The sequence below is a fragment of the Dokdonella fugitiva genome (assembly GCF_014138265.1).
Classification (GTDB): Bacteria; Pseudomonadota; Gammaproteobacteria; order Xanthomonadales; family Rhodanobacteraceae; genus Dokdonella_A; species Dokdonella_A fugitiva_A.
Window position 1 is genome coordinate 774695 of the sequence record NZ_JACGXL010000001.1, and the last position, 21845, is coordinate 796539.

At 68.0% G+C, this 21845-nt stretch carries 15 protein-coding genes and 8 tRNA genes; 5 read left to right on the forward strand and 18 right to left on the reverse strand.

The window, feature by feature from the left end; translation table 11 throughout:
• The first annotated feature begins 223 nt into the window (after nt 1-223).
• Both FHW12_RS03555 and FHW12_RS03560 read left to right on the forward strand, forming a co-directional pair.
• A complete protein-coding gene (locus FHW12_RS03555; RefSeq protein ID WP_182529601.1) occupies nt 224-1084 on the forward strand; it encodes a hypothetical protein in 861 nt (286 codons plus the stop codon).
• Between the two features lie 10 nt (nt 1085-1094).
• Nucleotides 1095-2324: a DUF4785 domain-containing protein gene (locus FHW12_RS03560; protein ID WP_182529602.1), complete on the forward strand. Its 1230-nt coding sequence runs from the start codon at nt 1095-1097 to the stop codon at nt 2322-2324.
• A gap of 98 nt (nt 2325-2422) precedes the next feature.
• On the opposite strand, the gene epmA is transcribed toward FHW12_RS03560, so the two are convergent.
• Nucleotides 2423-3364: an EF-P lysine aminoacylase EpmA gene (gene epmA, locus FHW12_RS03565; protein ID WP_220484332.1), complete on the reverse strand. Its 942-nt coding sequence runs from the start codon at nt 3362-3364 to the stop codon at nt 2423-2425.
• A 200-nt stretch (nt 3365-3564) separates the two neighbouring features.
• Here epmA and FHW12_RS03570 point away from each other — a divergent pair, with 200 nt between their 5' ends.
• Nucleotides 3565-4266 carry a hypothetical protein gene (locus FHW12_RS03570; RefSeq protein ID WP_182529603.1) on the forward strand — a complete coding sequence of 234 codons (702 nt, stop codon included), beginning with the start codon at nt 3565-3567 and terminating at the stop codon, nt 4264-4266.
• A 35-nt stretch (nt 4267-4301) separates the two neighbouring features.
• Here FHW12_RS03570 and ligA read toward each other — a convergent pair whose 3' ends face one another.
• Nucleotides 4302-6740 (reverse strand): NAD-dependent DNA ligase LigA, encoded by a 2439-nt coding sequence (gene ligA, locus FHW12_RS03575; protein ID WP_182529604.1) that lies wholly within the window; start codon nt 6738-6740, stop codon nt 4302-4304.
• Nucleotides 6741-6835: 95 nt separating this feature from the next.
• Here ligA and FHW12_RS03580 point away from each other — a divergent pair, with 95 nt between their 5' ends.
• Together FHW12_RS03580 and FHW12_RS03585 are read left to right on the forward strand one after the other, a co-directional pair.
• Nucleotides 6836-7678, forward strand: a complete 843-nt coding sequence (locus FHW12_RS03580; RefSeq protein ID WP_182529605.1) for a hypothetical protein — start codon at nt 6836-6838, stop codon at nt 7676-7678.
• 88 nt (nt 7679-7766) lie between these two features.
• The gene (locus FHW12_RS03585) at nt 7767-10028 is read left to right on the forward strand and encodes a M14 family zinc carboxypeptidase (protein ID WP_182529606.1); all 2262 of its coding nucleotides are present in this window, start codon (nt 7767-7769) and stop codon (nt 10026-10028) included.
• A gap of 187 nt (nt 10029-10215) precedes the next feature.
• On the opposite strand, the gene FHW12_RS03590 is transcribed toward FHW12_RS03585, so the two are convergent.
• From FHW12_RS03590 to csrA, 16 genes are all read right to left on the reverse strand, one after another.
• Complete coding sequence (locus tag FHW12_RS03590) at nt 10216-12150, reverse strand: SurA N-terminal domain-containing protein (protein WP_259392810.1); 1935 nt, start codon at nt 12148-12150, stop codon at nt 10216-10218.
• A 226-nt stretch (nt 12151-12376) separates the two neighbouring features.
• Nucleotides 12377-12451, reverse strand: a tRNA-Val gene (locus FHW12_RS03595).
• Between the two features lie 46 nt (nt 12452-12497).
• A complete protein-coding gene (locus tag FHW12_RS03600; RefSeq protein ID WP_310735126.1) occupies nt 12498-12785 on the reverse strand; it encodes an HU family DNA-binding protein in 288 nt (95 codons plus the stop codon).
• 265 nt (nt 12786-13050) lie between these two features.
• The gene (gene lon, locus FHW12_RS03605) at nt 13051-15510 is read right to left on the reverse strand and encodes an endopeptidase La (RefSeq protein ID WP_182529608.1); all 2460 of its coding nucleotides are present in this window, start codon (nt 15508-15510) and stop codon (nt 13051-13053) included.
• A gap of 133 nt (nt 15511-15643) precedes the next feature.
• Nucleotides 15644-16255, reverse strand: coding sequence for a DUF4410 domain-containing protein (locus FHW12_RS03610; protein WP_182529609.1), 612 nt, complete (start codon nt 16253-16255; stop codon nt 15644-15646).
• A gap of 58 nt (nt 16256-16313) precedes the next feature.
• Entirely contained in the window at nt 16314-17591 is a 1278-nt protein-coding gene (gene clpX / locus FHW12_RS03615) for an ATP-dependent Clp protease ATP-binding subunit ClpX (protein WP_182529610.1), read from the reverse strand.
• 115 nt (nt 17592-17706) lie between these two features.
• A complete protein-coding gene (gene clpP, locus FHW12_RS03620) occupies nt 17707-18345 on the reverse strand; it encodes an ATP-dependent Clp endopeptidase proteolytic subunit ClpP (RefSeq protein WP_182529611.1) in 639 nt (212 codons plus the stop codon).
• 26 nt (nt 18346-18371) lie between these two features.
• Nucleotides 18372-19649 carry a trigger factor gene (gene tig / locus FHW12_RS03625; protein ID WP_182529612.1) on the reverse strand — a complete coding sequence of 426 codons (1278 nt, stop codon included), beginning with the start codon at nt 19647-19649 and terminating at the stop codon, nt 18372-18374.
• Nucleotides 19650-19880: 231 nt separating this feature from the next.
• Nucleotides 19881-19965, reverse strand: a tRNA-Leu gene (locus FHW12_RS03630).
• A 67-nt stretch (nt 19966-20032) separates the two neighbouring features.
• Nucleotides 20033-20108, reverse strand: a tRNA-Lys gene (locus tag FHW12_RS03635).
• Between the two features lie 27 nt (nt 20109-20135).
• Nucleotides 20136-20212: transfer RNA gene (locus tag FHW12_RS03640), tRNA-His, on the reverse strand.
• An 84-nt stretch (nt 20213-20296) separates the two neighbouring features.
• Nucleotides 20297-20373 (reverse strand) — tRNA-Arg (locus FHW12_RS03645).
• A 70-nt stretch (nt 20374-20443) separates the two neighbouring features.
• Nucleotides 20444-20520: transfer RNA gene (locus tag FHW12_RS03650), tRNA-Pro, on the reverse strand.
• A 166-nt stretch (nt 20521-20686) separates the two neighbouring features.
• A tRNA-Arg gene (locus tag FHW12_RS03655) sits at nt 20687-20763 on the reverse strand.
• 585 nt (nt 20764-21348) lie between these two features.
• Nucleotides 21349-21441 (reverse strand) — tRNA-Ser (locus tag FHW12_RS03660).
• 77 nt (nt 21442-21518) lie between these two features.
• Nucleotides 21519-21734: a carbon storage regulator CsrA gene (csrA, locus tag FHW12_RS03665; protein WP_131998373.1), complete on the reverse strand. Its 216-nt coding sequence runs from the start codon at nt 21732-21734 to the stop codon at nt 21519-21521.
• Nucleotides 21735-21845: the final 111 nt, after the last annotated feature.

Below are 21845 nucleotides of genomic sequence, written 5' to 3' on the forward strand. Positions count from 1 at the left end.
CCGCGGCGCCGCGCATCCGTGCTGCACCTGCAAATTGACGGACGGTTTCCACATGGATACCTTCGTCAATACGCAGCCGTACGGAATGGGGAGATCCCGTCGGCGCGTGCTTCCGTTCATGCTCCGGCCGCTTCGCTGACGGCCGCAGGGACGCGTTCCGCCGCGAAGTAGCCGTGGGCCCGAATCGGCCGCGCACCCTGCCGCACGGCCTTGGAGGGAGAGAATGCTACGCATCGCTTTCACGCTGCTGCTCGCCGCAGCCGCCACGACCGCGCACGCGGCCATCGCCACCACTGGCGTCGCCTTCGTCCACGGCACCGGTAGCCAGACCGACGCCTACAACGACTACTGGCAACCGACGATGGTCAACACGGTCCGCCAGGGCCTCGTCAACCAGGCCAACTACGTCGTCATCAACTGCGACTTCAACCAGTACATGTGGGACAGCCGCGCGGCCGGCTGCCTCGCCGGCCAGCTCACGAACTTCATCAACAGCCGCGGCATCACCGACCTCGTCGTCATCACGCACTCGAACGGCGGCAACGTGATGCGCTGGATCATGTCGAACCCGACCTACGACAGCCGCTACCCGGCCATCATCAGCAAGATCCGCTGGGTCAATGCGCTCGCGCCGTCGAGCGCGGGCACGCCGCTCGCGAATGCGGTGATCGCCGGCAACGTGTTCGAGAACGCGGTCGGTTGGCTGCTCGGCTACCAGACCGACGCGGTACGCCAGCAGCAGACGAGCTGGATGGCCTACTACAACCAGAACTACCTCTACGGCACGTCCGGACGTCCGGCGCTGCCGAAGGGCTTCTGGGACGTGATCGGCAGCGACGTCGAGACCGCGGTATGGGACCCGGACAGCTACTGCGGCGGCTACACGCTCAACGTCGGCCTCGAAGTCACGCAGGCATGGCTCAGCAGCTGCTCGGACGGTTTCATCGAGTGCAGCAGTGCCGCCGCGGCCGGGCGCGTGTGGTTCTACGACACGGCGCGCACCGCCGGCAGCGAACCGCTCAGCCACAACCAGAGCCGGCGCGCCTGCTTCGGCCTCGAAACCATCCTGCGCAACGACCTCTGAGGAAACGACCATGCCCATTGCCAAGCACCGTTCGCTTCCCCTCGCCGTCGCGCTGACCCTCGTCGCCGGCGCGTTCGCGTCGACGGCCGGCGCCGGCGAAACGCTGCGTCTGCTCGCACGCGCGCCGCACGATCTCGTTGCTGCGCAGTTGCGCGCGCCGAAAGCCGCGCAGCTCGACACCGCGAACCTCGACCGTACGCCGGTCGCGCTGTCGTGGCCGATCGACTCGACGCAAGCGCTCGATGCCAGTCCACGCGCGCACGTCGCCGAAAGCCGCGAATACTGGATCGACGCGAGCGAAGGCGACCTGCAGCGCGGCGTGCCCCTCGCGCTGAGCGCGCCCGGCGCGGTCGTCCGCCTGAGCCCGCATGGCGGCGACGCCGGCGCGGCGATCGCCGCGGCCGACGTGGAGCTTCGCGTCGACGGGCGTCGCCTCGACAACGCGACAGCGATCCGCAGCGCGGCCGACGTCGATGCGCTGCGCGCCGCCGGCATGGACGTGCCCCAAGGCAGCACCGTGCTGCGACTCGCCGACGGCGTCGCCGCAGGCACCGTCGATCTTGCCGTACCGACTGCACGCGGGCGCTACCTCGTGCACGTGTTCGAGCCGAACAGCCCGCTCGTGCTCGCTCTAGCCGCCGAACGCGACGGCATCGCCGGCGGGGATACGCTGCGATTCCGCGCGATGCTGCAGGGCGCGGTCGCGCTCGACCGGCTCGGCGGCCTCGTTAGCGCACCCGACGGCGCGACCCAGCCGCTCGACTTCGTGCGCCAGCGCGACGGCAGCTACGTCGCGAGCGTGACGCCGGACGTCGCGCACGCGGGCGGCCACGGCCTGTGGGAAGTGCACGCATTCGGCGTCGCGTCTGGCAGGCCCGCAGTTCCGCGCGACGCGAAGACTGCGTTCGCGGTGAGCTTGCCCGTCGCGCGTCTCGACGGCAGCGTCTCGCGCGACGGTGGCGCCGGCGTCGTGCTCGGCATCGGCGTCGAGGCCCGCGTCGCGAGTCGCTACGGCGTCTCCGCCGTGCTGTACGGCACGGGCGAAGACGGTGCGCTGCATCCCGCCGCGATCGCACAGGCCGCGGCCTGGCTCGAAGCCGGCCACGGCAGCCTCGAACTGCACTACGACACCGCAGCCAGCGCGTTGCGTGCGCCGTGGGAGTTGCGCGACCTGCGTCTCGTGAACCAGGCCGACATGAGCCTGCAGGAACGCCGCGAGCGGGCCCTCGCGCTGCGCTGAAACGGCAGAGCGGCCGCGGCAACAGCCGCGGCCGCGAACCTGCGTGCACGTGTCGTGCGCGCGGGCGTGCCCCGTGAGCCTGGCGCCGCGCGGCGGCGTCAGGCGTCGGCGAACGCGAACGCGAGCACGTCACCGATCGCGTCGGTGCGCGCGAGGCACATAAGCAGGCGCTCGATGCCGAGCGCGACGCCGGCACACGCGGGCATCGCCGGCAGCGCCGCGAGCAGGCGTTCATCGATCGGTACTTCGCGCTGACCGCGCTCGCACCGACGCGCGTTGTCACGCTCGAAACGCGCGCGTTGCTCGATCGCGTCGATGAGCTCGTGGTAGCCGTTGGCGAGTTCGTACGGCCCGAGGTAGAGCTCGAAGCGCTCGGCGACCGGCGGATCGTCGGCGCGGATCCGCGCGAGCGCAGCCTGGCTCGGTGGGAAGTCGATCACGACCGTGATGCGGTCGCGCGGGAACGCCGGCTGCAGGCGATGCGTGAGCAGGAGGTCGAGCCAGTCGTCGCGCGAGAGGCCGTCGCCGTCGATGCGCACGTCCGCGAGCGGCGCGCGCAGCGCATCGAGCGGCGCCGTGAACGGATCGACGCCGACACCGTGCACGAACAGCTCGCGATACGAATAGCGGGCGATCTCGGCGGAACGCCCCGCCGCGGCGAGCGCGGCCAGCACGAGCTCGATCGTTTCGTCGACGAGGCGCCGGTGGTCCCAGCCGACGCGATACCACTCGAGCATCGTGAATTCGGGGTTGTGGCGCCGCCCCGCCTCGCCGTCGCGGAACACGCGGCCGAGTTCGTAGCAGTCGCCGACTCCTTCCGCGAGCAGGCGCTTCAACGGAAATTCCGGCGACGTGCGCAGCCAGCGCTCGCGCGTGCCCGCATCGACCCGGCCTGAGAACGACGTGCTGAAACTCTCGATGTTCGGTTCGGTGTTGCCGGCCACGCCGAGGATCGGCGTCTCCACCTCGAGCACGCCGCGTTCGGCGAAGAACGCGCGGACCAGCGCGTACAACGACGCGCGCGCGCGCAACGCGCGCAGTCGCGGCTTGGCGTCGACGTAGGCGGATTCGTTCGCGTGAATCGGCGGATCTCCGTGTCGGCGGCGCACTCGTATCGTCGCACCGCAATCGGCGCGCAGTGTACGTCGTCCGGCGCGGCCGATGGCGTCGCATCCGCCCCCGCACGACGCGTCGGCCGTGCCCTACACTGCGGGCTCCGGTCACCGCGGAGCCGTCGGCGATGCGCAACCTCGATTTCAGCTCCTGGCAGGCCCTGCTCTCGACCCTGCTCGGGCTCGCCGTGATCACGCTGATCGGCGTCGGCATCCGCCTGCTCGCGATGCAGACGATCCAGCAGCGGCGCGAGCGCGAGAACCGGCAGATCAACGAGCGCCTGCGCGCGCTCATCGCCGCGTACAAGGTGCTCGGCGGCTCGTTCACGGGCGACCTCGCGGTCGATCCGACGCACCTGCGCGACCTGCGTCGCGCCGCCGCCCAGGCCGAGGGCGACGCGCCGGCCGGCAGCGATCGCGCGCGTCGAGTGCGCGATGCGGTCGAGGCAGCGCTGTCGGACATCATCCTGCTCGGCACCGAAGAACAGGTACGCCTCGCGGCGCGCGCCGCGACCGAACTCGCCGAAGGGCGGCCGATCCACACGCACGACCTCGTCGTGTCGCTGCGCGACTTCGTGCGCGAGGCGCTCGACCTCGATCCGGTGCCGGCGTCGGTCGCGATCCCGCGCCAGGGGCCGACGCGCCCCGGCGGCGGAACCGGCGGCGGCGGAGGTCGAGGCAAGGGCGACGGCGGCAAGGACGAAGGGAAAGGGAGCGGACGCGGCGGTGGCGGCATGGGCGCGGGGATGGGACTCGGCGCCGGCATCGGCCTCGGATCCGGCCACCTGCACGACACGCCCGACGCGGACGACGCTTCACCGCACGGCTGAAGCGCGGCCGCATCGGCGGCCGCGCCACGGCTCCGCTAGCGACCGGAGGGGTGCCTGGCGAGGAACTGCAGCAGGCGCTGTTCGTCCCAGACCTCGACGCTAAGTTCCTGCGCCTTGTCGAGCTTGGAACCCGCTTCCGTGCCGGCTACGACGAAGTTCGTCTTCTTCGACACGCTGCCTGCGACCTTCGCGCCGAGCGCTTCGAGCTTCGCCTTCGCATCGTCGCGCGTCAACGCCGACAGCGTCCCCGTGAGTACGACCGTCTGCCCCTCGAGCACGCCCTGCTCCGCCGCCGCGGCGACGGGCGCGGCGGCGTGCAACTGCGCGAGCGCATCGGCGCAACGCTGCAGCAGTTCGCGACCGGGCGCGCTGTCGACGTACGCGCGCACGGCGGCTGCCGTGTCGGCAGGCAGGCCCGCAACGACGAGTGCGTCCGCGTCGGCAGCGATCACCGCCTCGATCGAATCGAACGCGGCGGCGACCTGTCCGGCGCGCTTGGCCGTGAGTTTGGGGATCTCGGCCTGCGCGAGCACGTTGGAGAGCGTGAGCTGGCGCGCGAGCTTCGGCGATGGCGCGTGTGCGTCGGTGATCTCGACGCCGCGCGCGAGCAAGTCGTCGATGACCTGCTGGTTGCCCGCCTGCTGGAAGAACGCGTCGATCGCGCGCGCGACCTCGCCGCCGATGTCGGGCACGAGCTTGAGGATCGGCCACGGCTGGTGCCGCACGCGTTCGACGTCGCCGAACCAGGTAGCGAGCATCTTGGCGGTGCTTTCGCCGACGTGCTCGATGCCGAGCGCATAGAGGAACCGCGCGAGCGTCGTGCGCCGGCTGCGCGCGATCGCCTCGACGAGGTTCTCCGCCCACTTCGTAGCGACCTTGCCCGCTTTCACCGTTTCGGGTGTCGTGCCGTCGCGCTCGTCGGCGCGGCGCTTCATCTCGAGCAGGTCGTCGAGGCCGAGCGCGTAGAGGTCGGCGACCGAACGCAGGTAGCCGAGGTCGCCGAGATCCTCGATGTAGCGCTCGCCGAGACCGTCGATGTCCATCGCGCGGCGCGAGGCGAAATGGAACACGGCCTGGATGCGTTGCGCGGCGCAGGTCAGTTCGCCGGTGCAGCGCGCGACCGCCTCGCCCTCCTCGCGCACGATGTCCGAGCCGCAGATCGGGCAATGCGCGGGCATCCGCCACGGCTTCGTGCGCTCCGGCCGCAGCTCGGGAACGACCCGCACGACTTCGGGAATCACGTCGCCGGCGCGACGCACGATCACCGTGTCGCCGACGCGCACGTCGAGGCGCGCGACCTGGTCGGCGTTGTGCAAGGTCGCGTTGGTGACCGTGACACCGCCGACGAACACGGGTACGAGCTTGGCCGCCGGCGTCGCCGCGCCGGTGCGACCGATGTTGACGATGATCGCCTCGACGACGGTCTGCTGCTCCTGCGCGGGGAACTTGTGCGCGATCGCCCAGCGGGGCGTGCGCCCGACGAAGCCGAGTTCGCGCTGCGCGGCGAGGTCGTCGAGCTTGTAGACGACGCCGTCGATGTCGAACGGCAACGCGTCGCGCCGTGCGCCGATGCGGCGGTAGTACTCCAAGCAGCCTGCCACGCCGCGCGCGGTCGAGACGAGTTCGCTCACCGGGAAACCCCAGCCGCGCAACATGCGCAGCACCTCCGAATGCGACGACGGCATCTCGCGTCCCTCGACCACGCCGAGCGCATAGGCATAGAACGACAGCGGCCGTTGCGCGGTCACGCGTGGATCGAGCTGGCGCAGGCTGCCGGCGGCGGCGTTGCGCGGGTTGATCAGCGGCTTGATCGCGCCGTCCGAAGCACGCGCCTTTTCGTTGTAGGCCTCGAAGCCGGCGCGCGGCATGTAGACCTCGCCGCGCACCTCGAGCACGGCCGGCCAGTCGTCGCCGCGCAGGCGCAGCGATTCGTGCTCATTCTTCCCGCTGCGCAGGCGCAGCGATTCGTGCTCATTCTTCCCGCTGCGCAAGCGCAGCGGGATCGCCTTGATCGTGCGCAGGTTCGCGCTCACGTCCTCGCCGTCCTCGCCGTCGCCGCGCGTGGCGCCGCGCACGAACACGCCGTTTTCATAGCGCAGGCTGATCGCGAGGCCGTCGAACTTCGGCTCGACCGAGAACGACGGATCGGCGACGTCGATCCGCTCGACGATGCGGCGCACGAAGTCCTCGACTTCCTCGTCGCTGAACGCATTGCCGAGCGACAGCATCGGGATGTCGTGGTGGACCTTGGCGAACGCATTCGACGGCGCGGCACCCACGCGTTGCGTCGGCGAATCCGTCGTGGCCAGCTCCGGATGCGCGGCTTCGAGTGCCTCGAGTTCGCGCATGAGGCGGTCGTACTCGATGTCGGCGATATCCGGCTCGTCGAGCACGTGGTAGCGATAGTTGGCGTCTTCGATGCGGGCACGCAGCTCGGCGGCGCGCGCGGCGGGGTTCTGGCGGGGCGGGCTCATCCCGCAAGTGTAACGGCTTGCCGCAGGGCGGCGTGACGCGCGCGGCCCGCTCGCGGCAGACTCCGACGCGCATCGCTTGCCCCGAGGACACCACGATGGCGAAGAAAGGCTGGGCCGCGTTCCCGCATCCGGACAAGGCGTTCGATTACACCGGCGACAAGCTCGCGAAGGCGTGGAAGGATCTCCATGCGGGCGACCAGGAGCCGTTCCCGGACGAAAAGCACGTCGCCACGTTGCTCAAGAAGCAGCCGAAACCGGGCAAGGATGCGGGCGCGATCGCGGCCGCGCTGCAGGATGCGTGGCGCGCGTTCCACCGCGGCGATTTCCAGCACGCGTACGAGTCCGGCGTCGCGCTGCAGGCGCTCGGCGCTTCGGTCGCGATCAAGGCCGGCGGTATCCACGCGACCTACCTGCTCGACGACGACAAGGCGAAGACCGCGCGCTACGAGGAACTCATCGCGCTCGCCGACGCCGCCGTCGCCGCCCTGCCCGACGAAGCGAACAGCCACTACCGGCGCGCGTTCGCGATCGGCCGGCTGAGCCAGACGATCTCGATCACCAAGGCGCTCGCGCAAGGGCTCGCCGGCAAGGTGCGCGAATCGCTCGACGCGACGCTCGAACGCGCGCCCAAGCATGCCGAGGCGGAGACCGCGCTCGGCCTCTACCACGCGGAAATCGTCGGCAAGGTCGGCGGCATGCTCGCCAAGCTCACCTACGGAGCCAGCGCGACCGAAGCGGAGAAGCACCTCAAGCAGGCGCTGAAGCTGACCCCGGCGGCACCGATCGCCTGGGTCGAATACGGCAACGGCCTGCTCCTGCTGCACGGCGACAAGCGCGAGGACGAGGTCGCCGAGGCATGGGACAAGGCGGCCAAGCTGAAGCCGCGCGACGCGATGGAAGCGCTCGACGCGGCCTGGGCACGCGAGCAGATCGAGTAAGCGCGGCACGGCTCACGAAACGCCGCGCCGCGGCGTGGCGCGGGACGGGCATCCTGCTAGGATCGGAGGATTCTCGGGAGGGGAACCCATGCGCAAGACCTTGCTCGCGCTCGCGATCGCCGGCGCCGTCATGCAACCGGCGAGGGCCGAACACTGGTTCGTCGAGGCTCGCTATCCCGACACCGATGCGCTCGCGCGCGCGGCCGCGAACTTCCAGCACGTGCGCGTCGACGCCGCGCGCCAGGTGCTGCAGGTCGATACCGACGAGGCCGGCATCGCCGGGCTCGAAGCCGAAGGCCTGAGTGTCGCGGTCGACACCGCAGGCACCGCGCGCCTGCGCGGCTTCGAAGCGACGATCGATGCGGCGATGCGTTCCGGCGCGACGACCGAGAGCACCGACGGCTACCCGGGCATCCCCGGCTACACGTGCTACCGCACGGTCGAAGGCACCTACCAGACGATGGACGACCTCGCCGCCGCCCATCCGGACATCGTCGCGATCGATGACCTGGGTCCGACCTGGAAGAAGACGCAGAACGCCGCCGAAGGCTACGAGATGCGCGCGCTGCGCATCACCAACCTCGCGACTGCGGCAAGCGACCCGGATCGACCGCGCATGGTCGTGTTCGGATCGATCCACGCACGAGAATATGCTCCGGCCGAGCTGACGACGCGTTTCGCCGAATGGCTGGTGCAGAACTACGGCAGCGACCCGGAAGCGACCTGGCTGGTCGACCACAACGACTTCCGCCTCGTGCTGCAGGCGAATCCGGACGGCCGCAAGATCGCGGAAGGTCAGGTCTACCAGCGCAAGAACGTCGACACGATCAACGGCAATTGCGCCTCGAGTTCCGCCGACGGTGGCATCGACCTCAACCGCAACTTCCCGTTCCACTGGAAGATCGTGCCGAACAACGGCGGTTCGAGCGGCAATACCTGCAACGAAACCTATCGCGGGCCGGTCAAGCAGTCCGAACCGGAAACGCAGAACCTCGTGCAATACGTCGCCGGCACCTGCGACAGCGCGGGCGTCTGCACCGGTGGCGTGTTCGCCGACCGGCGCAGCGGCCCGATGAATCCGACGAGTTCCTCGGGCGACGGCGGCGCCGCGGCGCCGGACGACACGACCGGCTTCTTCATCGACATCCACAGTTACGCCGAACTCGTGCTGTGGCCGTGGGGCGACACCTCGAGCCCTGCGCCGAACCAGGTTCCGCTGCGTACGCTCGGCCGGCGACTCGCCTGGTTCAACAACTACTCGCCGGAACAGTCGGACACGCTCTATCCGACCGACGGTGCGACCGACGACAACATGTACGGCCTGCTCGGCGTGCCGGGCTTCACGATCGAGACGGATACCGCGTTCTTCGAAAGCTGCAGCACCTTCAATGCGTCCACCGCGTCGGCGAACATCGCGGCACTGCGCTACGTCGCGCGTGCGCTGCACGCGACGTACAAGTTGCCGGGCGGCCCGGATGCGTACGGCATCGCCGTGTCCGCCGTGCAGCAGGGCGCGGGCGGGCCGTACGTCACGTTGACCGCGACGATCGACGACCGCCGCTACAACCAGAGCAACGGGACGCAAGCGACCTACTCGATCCGTGCCGCGAACGCCTACATCGACACGCTGCCGTGGGACGCGGGCGCGACGCCGATCGCGCTGGCTGCCGCCGACGGCACCTTCAACGCCAACAACGAAGCGGTCAGCGGCACGATCGCCCTGTCCGGCCTCGCAGCCGGGCGGCACATCGTCTACGTGCAGGGCATCAACACGCTCGGCGGCGGTAGCGGGACACCCGGTACGCCGAATGCGGTGTTCGTGGATGTTCCGCAGGCGCCGACCACGGTGACCGCCACGCCTCAGGTCGTCGGCGACGGCACCATGGACCCGTCGACGCCGCAGTCGGTGGCGTCGGGCACCACGCTCACATTCACGGTGACGCCCGGCGTCGGACAGCACGTGGGCAACGTCGGCGGATGCCCGGGATCGTTCGCGGCGCCGATCTTCACCGCGGGCCCGCTCGTGTCGAACTGCACGCTGACCGCGACGTTCGAGCCGGACCAGTTCACGATCGGCGGCACGGTGGGTGGCCTCGAGGGCAGCGGCCTCGCCCTTTCGCTCAACGGCGGCACGCCGCTCTCGGTGCCGGTGAGCGCGACGACCTTCGCGTTCCCGGGCACCTTGCCGTACGGCTCGTCGTACGACGTGACGATCACGGCGCAACCCGCCAGCCAGGCATGCACGATTGCAGGTGGCAGCGGCACCGTGGATGCCGCGGTCACCGGCATCGCCGTCAGTTGCGCACCCGACGCGAGCGACATCATCTTCCGCGACGGTTTCGAGCGCTGACGACCACGCGGGCGCGACACGCGCGAATCCGCCCGCTGCGGCACCGGCGATCGGCGCGGCTTGCGCGCGCTGGCGCACTCGCTCGCCTCACGCGCCAGCGTCGCATCGAGCTCGCTGGCGTTGTCCGGAAACGAAGAAGGCCGCGCAGATGCGCGGCCTTCTTCGGAATGCGGCGGATCGCGGTGGCTTACGGACTCTGATCCTGCAACTTGCTCTCCGAGATCGAGACCTTCGTCGCCTTGCGCAAGGCGTCGACGAACTCGCGCGTCACCGACATGGACATCTGCTGCTGCAACGTGTTGCGCGCCGCTTCGCGCGTCTTCGCGTCGAGCTTGGACGGGTCGCCGTCGGCGACCGCGGTCAGCTGCACGAGCGCGTAGCTGTCGCCGCCGAGATCGACGAGGCGGTAGCTCGCCTTGTCCTGCGCCGGTCGCGCCATCGAGAATGCGGCGGCGACGAGGCGGCTGTCCGGCGTCGCGGCGTCGCGGCCGATGCCCTTCTGTTCCTCGATCTTGAGATTGTCCGACGCCGCGAGCGTGTCGAGCGTCTTGTCCTTGCCGAGCTGCGCGTACAGCGCATCGGCGCGATCCTTCGCCTGCTTGGCCGTACGCTCGGCGACGATGCGCGTGCGCACGACGTCACGCACTTCGTCGAGCGGCTTCGGCGTGGCCGGCTTGTGCTCGGCGATGCGCAGGACCGCGATGTGGTTCGGGCTGAGGTCGATCGGATCGGAGTTGTTGTTCTGCACGAGCACGCCGTCGCTGAACGCGGCCTTCGCCACGGCCGGATTGGCGGCGATGCCCTGGCCGCCCGTGCGCGCGAACAGGTCGGTCTTCTGCACGGTCAGGCCGAGTTCCTTCGCCGCGGTCTCGAGCGTCGACGGGTTCTGGTAGGTCAGTTCGGTGAGACGGCCGGCCTTGTCGGAGTAGACGCGTTCACGTTCACTGTCCGCGTATTCCTTGAGGAGGTCCGGCTTGACCTCGTCGAAGCTGCGCGTCTTGCCCGGACGCACGTCGCGCAGCTCGATCACGTGGTAGCCCTCGCTGGTCAGCACCGGCTGGGAAACTTCGCCCTTGCCGAGCGCGAACAGCGCGGTCTCGAACGCTTCCTCGGTCGTGCCGCGATCGAGCCAGCCGAGATCACCACCCTGGTTCTTCGAACCGAGGTCCGCCGATTCCTGCTTGGCGAGCGCGGCGAAATCCTTGCCGCTCTTGAGCTGCTTCTCGATCTCCTCGGCCTTCGCGAGCGCCGCCTTCTGGTCCTCCGGCGCACCCTTGCCGCCGACCTTGACGAGGATGTGCGATGCGAGGCGCTGCTCCGCGCTGACGTAGCGCGACTTCGCCTTCTCGTAACGCTCCTTCAGCACGTTGTCGTCCGGCTTCTGGTCGATCTCGAGCTTGGAGGCGTCGAGTTCGAGGTACTCCACCGCGACGCGCTCGGGCACCATGAATTCGGCCTGGTGCTGCTTGTACCAGGCGTCGATTTCGTCGTCCTTCACCTCGCCCTGCGCAGCGGCCGGCTTGTCGAGTTTCGCGTAGCGGAAATCGCGGCGCTGGTCGCGCAGGCGCAGGTAGGCGTCGACTTCGGCGTCGGTCGCGATCGCGGTCGACGCGATCTGCGCCGGCAGCAGCGTGCGGCCGATGTCCTTGCGCATGTCGTCCTCGAACGACTGCGGGCTCATGCCGTTGGCGGCGAGCACTTGCTTGTACTGATCCTTGTCGAACGCGCCCTCGTTCTGGAACGCGGGGATCTTCTGGATCTCGTTGCGCAGGCGCTCGACCGGAACGACGATGCCGAGCTTGTCGTTCGTCTCGAGCAGCACGCGCTCGTTGACGAGGTCGTCGAGCACGCGGTGCTTGAATTCGGGGGTCTGGAACATGGACGCGTTCACGTTCGCGCCGAACTGCTGCTTCATGCGCTGCATTTCGGCCTGCACCGTGCGGTTGTACCGCTGGGTGAACTCCTGCTCGCTGATCGCGCTGCCGCCGACCTTCGCCACGTTCGTGTTCGTGTTCGCGACGAAGTACGACTCGATGCCGAAGAACGAGAAGCCGAGGACGATCACCCCGAGGACGATCTTCACGAACAAGCTGGATTTCTTTCCGCGCAGAAGCTGCAGCATGGATTGGGAACCTGTCTGATGGAGACGGTACGGCGTGCCGGCCGGACCGGAAAGACGATTTTACGCGGTCACGGGCCCCTCGCGGGACATTCCCGCACAAGACGACGGCGCCCGAGGGCGCCGTCGCTGGGATTGCGGGATCGCTGCGGACACCATTCGCCCGCCGGATCCTGCGCGCACTCCCCGTGCGCGGAGCGTGCCGGCCACGAACCGCTGCGGCCCAAGCTGGTGGGTGCTGAGGGTTTCGAACCCCCGACCCTCGCCTTGTAAGGGCGACGCTCTACCGCTGAGCTAAGCACCCGTGTTGCCGCGGGCACGGCGACAAGCCGTGCCCGCGTGATCCTGCGTCAGTTCAGCGCGTCCTTGAGGGCCTTGCCGGCCTTGAACGCGGGAACCTTGGAAGCCTTGATCTTGATCGTCTCGTTCGTGCGCGGGTTGCGACCCGTGCGTGCGGCGCGCTTGCGCACCACGAAAGTACCGAAACCGACGAGCGAGATCGACTCACCGGCCTTGAGGGTCTTCTTCACCACCTTGAACATCGCCTCGATGGCGCGCTCGGCGTCGGCCTTGGTCAGTTCGGAGGCATCCGCGATCGCGGCGACAAATTCGGCTTTATTCATGTAGGACTCCCGCACGGGGCATGCGCCCCGCAGAATTTGATCGAGTCGAAACGCGCATGGGCGGAGGTGGTGCACCTCGGGTCAGCGCGTCTCGGTACCCCGCAATCGCCCGGACGGCTGCGTCACCTGGATCGCGGCGCGCTCTTTATACCAGCGGCCCCAAGGCCACGCAACACGAGGTGCAGCGTGGATTTGCAGGAATTTCGCGCATTTGCGCCAAACTCGACGCGGCACGGGCCGGCGAAGGCGGCGCTCGATCACGCCGCCTTCGCCGCAAGCCTCAATGCGGTCGCACCCCGGCCTCGGCCGGATGTTCGTCGCGCGCGTGAGGTGCGTCGCTTTCGGCCTTCGACGCCGGCGCGAGCGGACGCTCGAGCGCGATGTCGAGCACTTCGTCGATCCAGCGCACCGGATGGATCTCCAGCGACTGCGTCACGTTCTTCGGGATGTCGACGAGATCCTTGCGGTTCTCCTCGGGGATGATCACGGTCGTGATGCCGCCGCGATGCGCGGCGAGCAGCTTCTCCTTGAGCCCGCCGATCGGCAGCACGCGGCCGCGCAGCGTGATCTCGCCCGTCATCGCGACCTCCGAGCGCACCGGCACCTTGGTCAGCGCCGACACCAGCGCGGTGCACATCGCGATGCCCGCGCTCGGCCCGTCCTTCGGCGTCGCACCCTCGGGCACGTGCACGTGGATGTCGAGTTTCTGGTGGAACTCCGGATCGACGCCGAGGCGATCGACGCGCGCGCGCACGACGCTGAGCGCGGCCTGGATCGACTCCTGCATCACGTCGCCGAGCTGGCCGGTGTGGATGAGCTTGCCCTTGCCCGGCACGATCGTCGCCTCGATGCTGAGCAGGTCGCCACCGACCTCGGTCCAGGCGAGCCCGGTCACGAGGCCGACTTCATTCTGCTGCTCGGCGCGGCCGTAGGTGAACTTGCGTACGCCGAGGTAGTCGTCGAGGTTCTTCGCGCTCACGCTGACCTTGCCGCGCTTGCGCTCGCCGCCCTTCTTCGCCGCCTTCGCTGCGGCGAGGCTGAGTTCCTTGACCACCTTGCGGCAGATCTTGGATATCTCGCGGTCGAGGCTGCGCACGCCCGATTCACGCGTGTAGTAGCGCACGACGTCGCGCAGCGCGTCCTCGGACACCGACAGCTCGGCGGCCTTGAGGCCGTTCGCCTTCAGCTGCTTCGGCACGAGGTAGCGCTGCGCGATGTTGAGCTTCTCCTCCTCGGTGTAACCCGGGATGCGGATGATCTCCATGCGGTCCGCGAGCGCGGGCGGGATGTTGAGCGAGTTCGCGGTGGCGATCCACATCACCTCGGACAGGTCGACGTCGACCTCGAGGTAGTGGTCGTTGAAGGTGTGGTTCTGCTCCGGATCGAGCACTTCGAGCAGCGCCGCCGATGGGTCGCCGCGGAAATCCATCGACATCTTGTCGATCTCGTCGAGCACGAACAGCGGGTTCCTGGTGCCCGCCTTGGTCAGGTTCTGGATGATCCGTCCGGGCATCGAACCGATGTACGTGCGGCGATGGCCGCGGATCTCCGCCTCGTCGCGCACGCCGCCGAGCGACATGCGGATGAACTTGCGGTTGGTCGCCTTCGCGATCGACTGGCCGAGCGAGGTCTTGCCGACGCCGGGCGGACCGACGAGGCAGAGGATCGGCCCCTTCATCTTGTGCACGCGCTGCTGCACGGCGAGGTATTCGAGGATGCGTTCCTTGACCTTCTCGAGCCCGAAATGGTCGGCGTCGAGCACGTCCTCGGCGCGCTTGAGATCGCGGCGCACCTTGGTCTTCTTCTTCCACGGCACGCCGAGCAGGCAGTCGATGTAGTTGCGCACGACGGTCGCCTCGGCCGACATCGGCGACATCTGCTTGAGCTTGTTCAGCTCTGCGCGCGCCTTCGTCTCGATCGGCTTGGGCATGCCGGCGGCGCCGATCTTGCGCGCGAGTTCCTCCAGCTCGTTCGGCGCATCCTCGATGTCGCCGAGCTCCTTCTGGATCGCCTTCATCTGTTCGTTGAGGTAATACTCGCGCTGGCTCTTCTCCATCTGCGACTTGACGCGGCCGCGGATGCGCTTCTCGATCTGCTGCACGTCGATCTCTCCGTCGACGAGGCCGACGAGCAGTTCCTGCCGGTCGGCGACGTCGACCGTCTCGAGCACGCGCTGTTTCTCGGCGACGCGCACCGCGATGTGCGCGGCGATCGTGTCGGCGAGTCGCGACGGATCCTCGATGCCGGCGAGCGTGGCCATGAGCTCGGGCGGGATCTTGCGCGACAGCTTCACGAGCTGTTCGAACAGGCTGGTCAACTGGCGGCCGATCACCTCGATCTCGCGCTCGCCGCGCGTGTAGCTCGCCTCGAGCACGCGCGCGTGGGCGACCATGAGGCCGTCACGCTCGCCGAACGCGGCGATCTCGGCACGATCGGCGCCTTCCACGAGCACCTTGATCGTGCCGTCGGGCAGCTTGAGCAGCTGCAGCACCGTCGCGATCGTGCCGATCGTGTAGAGGTCGCCGACCGCGGGCTCGTCGACGTCGGGGCTGCGCTGCGCTACGAGCAGGATCTTCTTGTCGTCCGCCATCGCGCTCTCGAGCGCGCGGACCGATTTCTCGCGCCCGACGAACAGCGGGATGACCATGTGCGGAAACACGACCACGTCGCGCAGCGGCAGTACCGGCAGTTCGATCGGGTCGTGCGGGGTCTTCGGGAGTTTGCTCGGCTTGTCGGTCATCGGACTCGGAAATAAACGGTGGCGAAACGGGGTTCCGCGGAAACACGAACGGCAGCGTGGACCCACGCTGCCGTATCGTCAAGTGAGGGTTCGCGACGGCGTTTGCAAGCGCGGCCGCCGGCCGCCGGGCCGCTCAGAACTGCTTCAGCAGGTTCGTCGCATCGCCGCCGATCTGGCGGATCGTACGCGTCATGAGCTCTTCGTAGTCGCCGCCGAAACCGCCGAAGCCGGAGCGGCGCTGCTGCGTGAACGCGAGCAGTACCTCGCCCGACGCGGCATCGACGAGCTCGCAGCGGACTTCGACGCGAACCGCGCCGGCACCGAAGCCGCCCCAGTAGCGCTTCGCGCGCGAACCCGGATCGAGCAGCAGCACCTCGCCGCGCAGGCGCAGCACGTGCGCGTCGGCCGGCGCGGCTTCGGCCACGTCGACCGGTTTCGCCAGCGCCGTGCGCAGGCCGTCCGCGAACACCGCGCTGAACCGCCCGAGCACGGCCTTGACCGGCTCGTACGTGTTCTCGTCGGCCGGTGGCAGCGCGACAGCTCCGGTGGCGAGCGGCTCCAACACGACGCGCTCGTAGTCGGCGAGGCGGAACGTGCGGCTGATCTCGACCGCATCGATGTCCGGTCCCCAGTCCTCGTAGCTTCCGGGCGCGGTGGGCGCAGGCGGATGCTTCGCCTGCGCGGGCGCGATCACGCACGCGAGCACGATCGACGACAGCAGACCTGCAACGAATCGCAAGTTCATCGGCATTCCATCCGGTGGGGACCAAGCGGCCGCGCGGCGCATCGGCGCCGCGCCGGCCTCATTCGGAGGCGGCGCGGTTCTGCATGTTGCCGCGGTAGATCAGGTACGGCTCGGCCTGGCCGTTGATGACGGCCTCGTCGACGACGACCTTGCTCACGTGCTCGAGCGACGGCAGGTTGAACATCGTGTCGAGCAGCACCTGCTCGAGGATCGTGCGCAGGCCGCGCGCACCGGTCTTGCGCTTGATCGCCTTGCGCGCGATCGCCGTGAGCGCGTCGGGCCGGAACTCGAGTTCGACGCCCTCCATCTCGAACAGCTTCTTGAACTGCTTGGTGATCGCGTTCTTCGGTTCGGTCAGGATCTTGACCAGCGCGGTCTCGTCGAGCTCCTCGAGCGTCGCGACCACCGGCAGGCGGCCGACGAACTCGGGGATGAGGCCGAACTTGATGAGGTCTTCCGGCTGCACGTCGGCGAGCAGCTTGCTCGCGTCCGCCTGGCGGTCCTTGCTGCGCACTTCGGCATTGAAGCCGATGCCGGTCGCTTCGGAGCGCTGCAGGATGATCTTCTCGAGCCCGGCGAACGCACCGCCGACGATGAACAGGATGTTCTTCGTGTCGACCTGCAGGAACTCCTGCTGCGGATGCTTGCGCCCGCCCTGCGGCGGCACCGAGGCGACCGTGCCTTCGATGAGCTTGAGGAGCGCCTGCTGCACGCCCTCACCCGACACGTCGCGCGTGATCGACGGGTTCTCGCTCTTGCGCGAGATCTTGTCGATCTCGTCGATATAGACGATGCCGCTCTGCGCCTTCTCGACGTCGTAGTCGCACTTCTGCAGCAGCTTCTGGATGATGTTCTCGACGTCCTCGCCGACGTAACCGGCCTCGGTCAACGTCGTCGCGTCGGCGATCGTGAACGGCACGTTGAGCAGGCGCGCGAGCGTGTCGGCGAGTAGCGTCTTGCCCGATCCGGTCGGGCCGACGAGCAGGATGTTGGACTTGGCGAGCTCGACGTCGTCGTTGCGGCTGCGCGTCTCGAGTCGCTTGTAGTGGTTGTACACGGCGACCGCGAGCACCTTCTTCGCGCGCGACTGGCCGATGACGTACTGGTCGAGCACGTCGAGGATCTCGGCCGGCTTGGGCAGGTCGCTGCGCGCGCTGGCCGCCTTCTCCTCGAGTTCCTCGCGGATGATGTCGTTGCACAGCTCGACGCACTCATCGCAGATGAACACCGATGGGCCCGCGATGAGCTTGCGTACCTCGTGCTGGCTCTTGCCGCAGAACGAGCAGTACAGGATCTTGCCGTTGTCGCCCGATCGGCTTTGCCGGTCGTCAGTCATGCTCCGCCTCGGAGTGTCGCCGCAATTGCCGGCGCAGGATAGCACAGCGCGACCGGACCCTCGGTCCGGCCACGATCGATGTAAAAAACCGTGAAATGGCGCCGATCTTGCGCGATCAGGCCGGCGTCACCGCGGTTTCGCCCGGGCGGCGGTCGAGCACCGCGTCGATCAGGCCGTACGTCTTCGCGTCCTCGCCGCTCATGAAGCGGTCGCGCTCCATGTCGCGCTCGATCTGGTCGAGCGCCTGGCCGGTGTGCTTGACGTAGATCTGGTTCAGGCGGCCACGCAGATACAGGATCTCACGCGCCTGGATCTCGATGTCGGTCGCCTGGCCCTGCGCGCCACCGGACGGCTGGTGGATCATCACGCGCGAGTTCGGCAACGCGTAACGCTTGCCCTTGGTGCCTGCGGTCAGCAGTAGCGACGCCGCGCTGCACGCCTGGCCGATGCACATCGTGCTCACGTCGCAGCGGATGTACTGCATCGTGTCGTAGATCGCCAGGCCCGCGGTGACCACGCCACCGGGGCTGTTGATGTACAGGTTGATGTCCTTGTCGGGATTCTCCGACTCGAGGAACAGCAACTGCGCGACGACCACGTTCGCCATGTAGTCGTCGATCGGCCCGACCACGAACACGACGCGCTCCTTCAGCAGGCGCGAGTAGATGTCGTAGGCGCGCTCGCCACGCGAGGTCTGCTCGACCACCATCGGGACGAGGTTGAGACCGGTGGCAGGTGTGATCAGGCTGGACATGGCATTCTCCTGGGCGCCGTTCGCGCTCAGGCGCCCGGCCGCATGACGTCGTTGAAACTGAGCTGCTGTTCGCTGCACTTGGCGTGGTCGGCCAGCCATTCGACGACCTGGTCCTCGATCACGCGATTCTGCAGCGCGCCCATCAACTGGGGGTCGCGCGAATAGAGTTCAACGACCTGCTCCGGCTCCTCGTAGGTCGAGGCGATCGTCGCGAGTGCTTCGCTGACGCGGCGCGAGTCGAGGCGGATGTCGTTCTGGCGCGCGAGTTCGCCGATCAGCAGGCCCGCGCTCACGCGACGGCGTGCCGTCGGCAGGAACTGCGCGACCGCGTCCGGACTCTGCAGGCCGGCCTGGCGCGCGAGCTGGCGCGCCTCGTTCTCGACCATGCCCTGCGGCAACTCGAGTTCCGGATGCGCCTCGACGAGCTTCTCCAGCGCGCCGGCCTTGAGGCGGCCCATCAGCACGCCCTTGAGTTCGCGCTCGAGGTTCGCGCGGACGTCCTCGCGGAAGCGGCCGAGGCCGCCTTCCTTGACGCCGAAGCTCGCCGCGAACGCCTCGTCGACGGCCGGCAGCTGCGCTTCCTGCACGCGCACGAGCTTGACGCTCACGTCGACCGACTTGCCGGCGAGCGCAGGCGTGCGCACCGCCGCCGGGAAATCGACGTGGGTCGTGAATTCGTCACCGGCCTTGTGGCCGGCCAGCTTGTCCTCGAGTTCCTTCGAATACGCGCCCGAGCCGAGCACGGCGCCGACGCGATCCGTGCCGCTTTCCGGATGACGGAACCCTTCGGCCTGCGCGGAGAATTCGAACAGCACCATGTCGCCGTCCTTCGCCGCGCGGTCGACCGCGTGCCAGCTGCGGCGCTGCAAGCGCAGCGTCTCGATCATCTGGTCGATGTCCGGGTCGGTCACGCTCGCGACCGGCTTGACGATCTCGAGGCCGGCGACGTCGAGCTTGCCGATCTCCGGCAACACTTCGAAGGTCGCCGTGTATTCGATCTCGCCGTTCTCCGGACGCCCCGTCGTCGCGATCGACGGCTGCACCGCCGGGCGCAGCTTCTCCTGCGTGACCGCTTCCTGGAAGCTCGAACCGATCATTTCCGACAGCGCCTCGTTGCGGATCTGGCTGCCGAAGCGCTGCTCGATCACCTTGGCCGGCACCTTGCCCGGGCGGAAGCCCTTCAGGCGCGCGCTGCGGCCCATCTCCTGGATGCGCGAGCGGATGGTGTCCTCGAGGCGCTGGGCGGGGAGGCGGACCGTGAGCTTGCGGCCGAGCGAACCGACGTTTTCGATCGAGACTTGCATGGTGTTCCTCAGGATCAATGTGCAGTTGGCAAGGGCACGCTTCCCGTCGCGCCTTGCTGAAAAACGGTCGCGGCCTCACCGCGCCACGTTTTTCGCATCACGCGCCCCAAGCGCCCGATGCGGCGGCACGTCCTGTGCCGTGCGTTACCCGACCAGGCTGCGGACGTCACGAAACGCCGCTGGCTGGGTCGCCCCAGGCGGTCGCTGCGACAGGCACGTTGCGGAGGGAAGTGGTGCGAAAGGAGAGACTCGAACTCTCACGGGTTGCCCCGCCAGAACCTAAATCTGGTGCGTCTACCAGTTTCGCCACTTTCGCCCGGACCGGCCTGCCGCCCGCGCGAAGGCTCTTCCGGGAGCCGGCGCGCTCGCGCCAGGGGAAAAATTGGTGGGCCGTCTAGGACTCGAACCTAGGACCAAGAGATTAAGAGTCTCCTGCTCTACCAACTGAGCTAACGGCCCGCTTAACTTCTAGATTGTAACGAAAGTTGGGGTGGACGATGGGACTCGAACCCACGACAACCGGAATCACAATCCGGTACTCTAACCAACTGAGCTACGCCCACCACTGAAGCTGTGCACATCGGCAAGACACCGCCGCGCAACACCTCGTTGCAGGCTTCCATGCCGCCGTCCAACCGCACGGCGAATGGCACGCCCGACAGGACTCGAACCTGCAACCGTCGGCTTAGAAGGCCGATGCTCTATCCGGTTGAGCTACGGGCGCATCGACAGCCGCATTGTCACAGGTTCCGGCGCCGCGACGCCGCACCGGTCCCGCCTGCCGCACGAGCAGATGGTCGGGGTAGAGGGATTCGAACCCCCGACATCCTGCTCCCAAAGCAGGCGCGCTACCAGACTGCGCTATACCCCGTTCAGTCCGTCTCCGCGCCACGCCGGCCGCGAAAAAAGGATCGACGATGGTACGAAGCAGCGTCCTTCGCGTCAATCCGGAAACCTTGCGATGCCATTCCCGCGCACCGCGACCGCCGGACTCCTGCAGAAACAAAAAGGGTGCCGAAGCACCCTTCGAGTACAAGTGGCGCGCCCGGAGAGATTCGAACTCCCGACCACCAAGTTCGTAGCCTGGTGCTCTATCCAGCTGAGCTACGGGCGCATTGCAACCTGTGTTCCGTCGCCGAACGACGGTCGCCTAGCATAGCACCTCGGCGAACCCGTCCGAAACAGCATCGGAAGGCGCGCGATTATTCTGATCGCGATGCCGTGCGTCAACCTTTTTCTGCAACATTCGTCACGATTGGCGAGAGTTTGCGCAGAAGCTGTTCATTCTCTGCGCAACGACGCTCGATCGCCACGGCACCGGGGCGCCTCCACAGACCTGCAAGCCGGGGCCGTCCTCGGTTTCCACGCCGCATGACGGACCCTGGAGCGCCACACGAGAGCGCAGGCCCTGTGCGTGACCGCGACGTCGAATCGCGCCGCGGGTTGGTCGCCCGCAGGGTGGGCTCCTGCAGCGGACTCCCATAGCGGACCTGGAACGACGCGCGAGCATCGTAGGAGCGCACCTGCGCGCGACCGCGGCATCGAATCCCGCCGCGCCGCTGGCCGCAGGCACGGTGGGTTCATACAACGGGGACTCGGACATCGCGCGAGCACCCGACGCATTTCGCGAGGGCGCCGTTCTCCACCTGCACTGTCCCCCGTAACGCAAAACGCCCCGCGAGGGGGCGTTTTGCGTTACTGGCGGAGAGAGAGGGATTCGAACCCTCGATAGAGCTTTTGACCCTATACTCCCTTAGCAGGGGAGCCCCTTCGGCCTCTCGGGCATCTCTCCGGGATCGTTCGGCGCGACAGTATCGCTGGTTCGCGTCCGGCCGCGCAGGATAGCGGCTACGACGATGCGGGTAAAGCTCAGTTCGCGTGATGACCGCCGGAACCTTCGGCGGATTCCTCGCCCGGCGTGAGTTCGCGCTTGATGCGCTGATAGATCTCTTCGCGATGCACCGCCACGTCTTTCGGTGCATTGATACCGATGCGGACCTGGTTGCCCTTGACGCCGAGTACCGTGACGGTCACCTCGTCTCCGATCATCAACGTCTCGCCGACCCGGCGAGTCAAAATAAGCATGTGGCTCTCCTTAACACGTTTTGTCGGTCCGATGGATTCGCATGTGCGACAGCGTTCACCCTGCGCATGCGGTCCCGGGGACCAAGTGGCAGCCTCCCTCGCTACCCTTCC

Excerpts from the sequence above, each read along its gene's own strand:
- FHW12_RS03555 (WP_182529601.1), top strand. The coding sequence starts at position 224 with ATGCTACGCATCGCTTTCACGCTGCTGCTCGCCGCAGCCGCCACGACC.
- FHW12_RS03560 (WP_182529602.1), top strand. The coding sequence starts at position 1,095 with ATGCCCATTGCCAAGCACCGTTCGCTTCCCCTCGCCGTCGCGCTGACC.
- FHW12_RS03570 (WP_182529603.1), top strand. The coding sequence starts at position 3,565 with ATGCGCAACCTCGATTTCAGCTCCTGGCAGGCCCTGCTCTCGACCCTG.
- ligA (WP_182529604.1), bottom strand. The coding sequence starts at position 6,740 with ATGAGCCCGCCCCGCCAGAACCCCGCCGCGCGCGCCGCCGAGCTGCGT.
- FHW12_RS03580 (WP_182529605.1), top strand. The coding sequence starts at position 6,836 with ATGGCGAAGAAAGGCTGGGCCGCGTTCCCGCATCCGGACAAGGCGTTC.
- FHW12_RS03585 (WP_182529606.1), top strand. The coding sequence starts at position 7,767 with ATGCGCAAGACCTTGCTCGCGCTCGCGATCGCCGGCGCCGTCATGCAA.
- FHW12_RS03590 (WP_259392810.1), bottom strand. The coding sequence starts at position 12,150 with ATGCTGCAGCTTCTGCGCGGAAAGAAATCCAGCTTGTTCGTGAAGATC.
- lon (WP_182529608.1), bottom strand. The coding sequence starts at position 15,510 with ATGACCGACAAGCCGAGCAAACTCCCGAAGACCCCGCACGACCCGATC.
- FHW12_RS03610 (WP_182529609.1), bottom strand. The coding sequence starts at position 16,255 with ATGAACTTGCGATTCGTTGCAGGTCTGCTGTCGTCGATCGTGCTCGCG.
- clpX (WP_182529610.1), bottom strand. The coding sequence starts at position 17,591 with ATGACTGACGACCGGCAAAGCCGATCGGGCGACAACGGCAAGATCCTG.
- clpP (WP_182529611.1), bottom strand. The coding sequence starts at position 18,345 with ATGTCCAGCCTGATCACACCTGCCACCGGTCTCAACCTCGTCCCGATG.
- tig (WP_182529612.1), bottom strand. The coding sequence starts at position 19,649 with ATGCAAGTCTCGATCGAAAACGTCGGTTCGCTCGGCCGCAAGCTCACG.
- csrA (WP_131998373.1), bottom strand. The coding sequence starts at position 21,734 with ATGCTTATTTTGACTCGCCGGGTCGGCGAGACGTTGATGATCGGAGAC.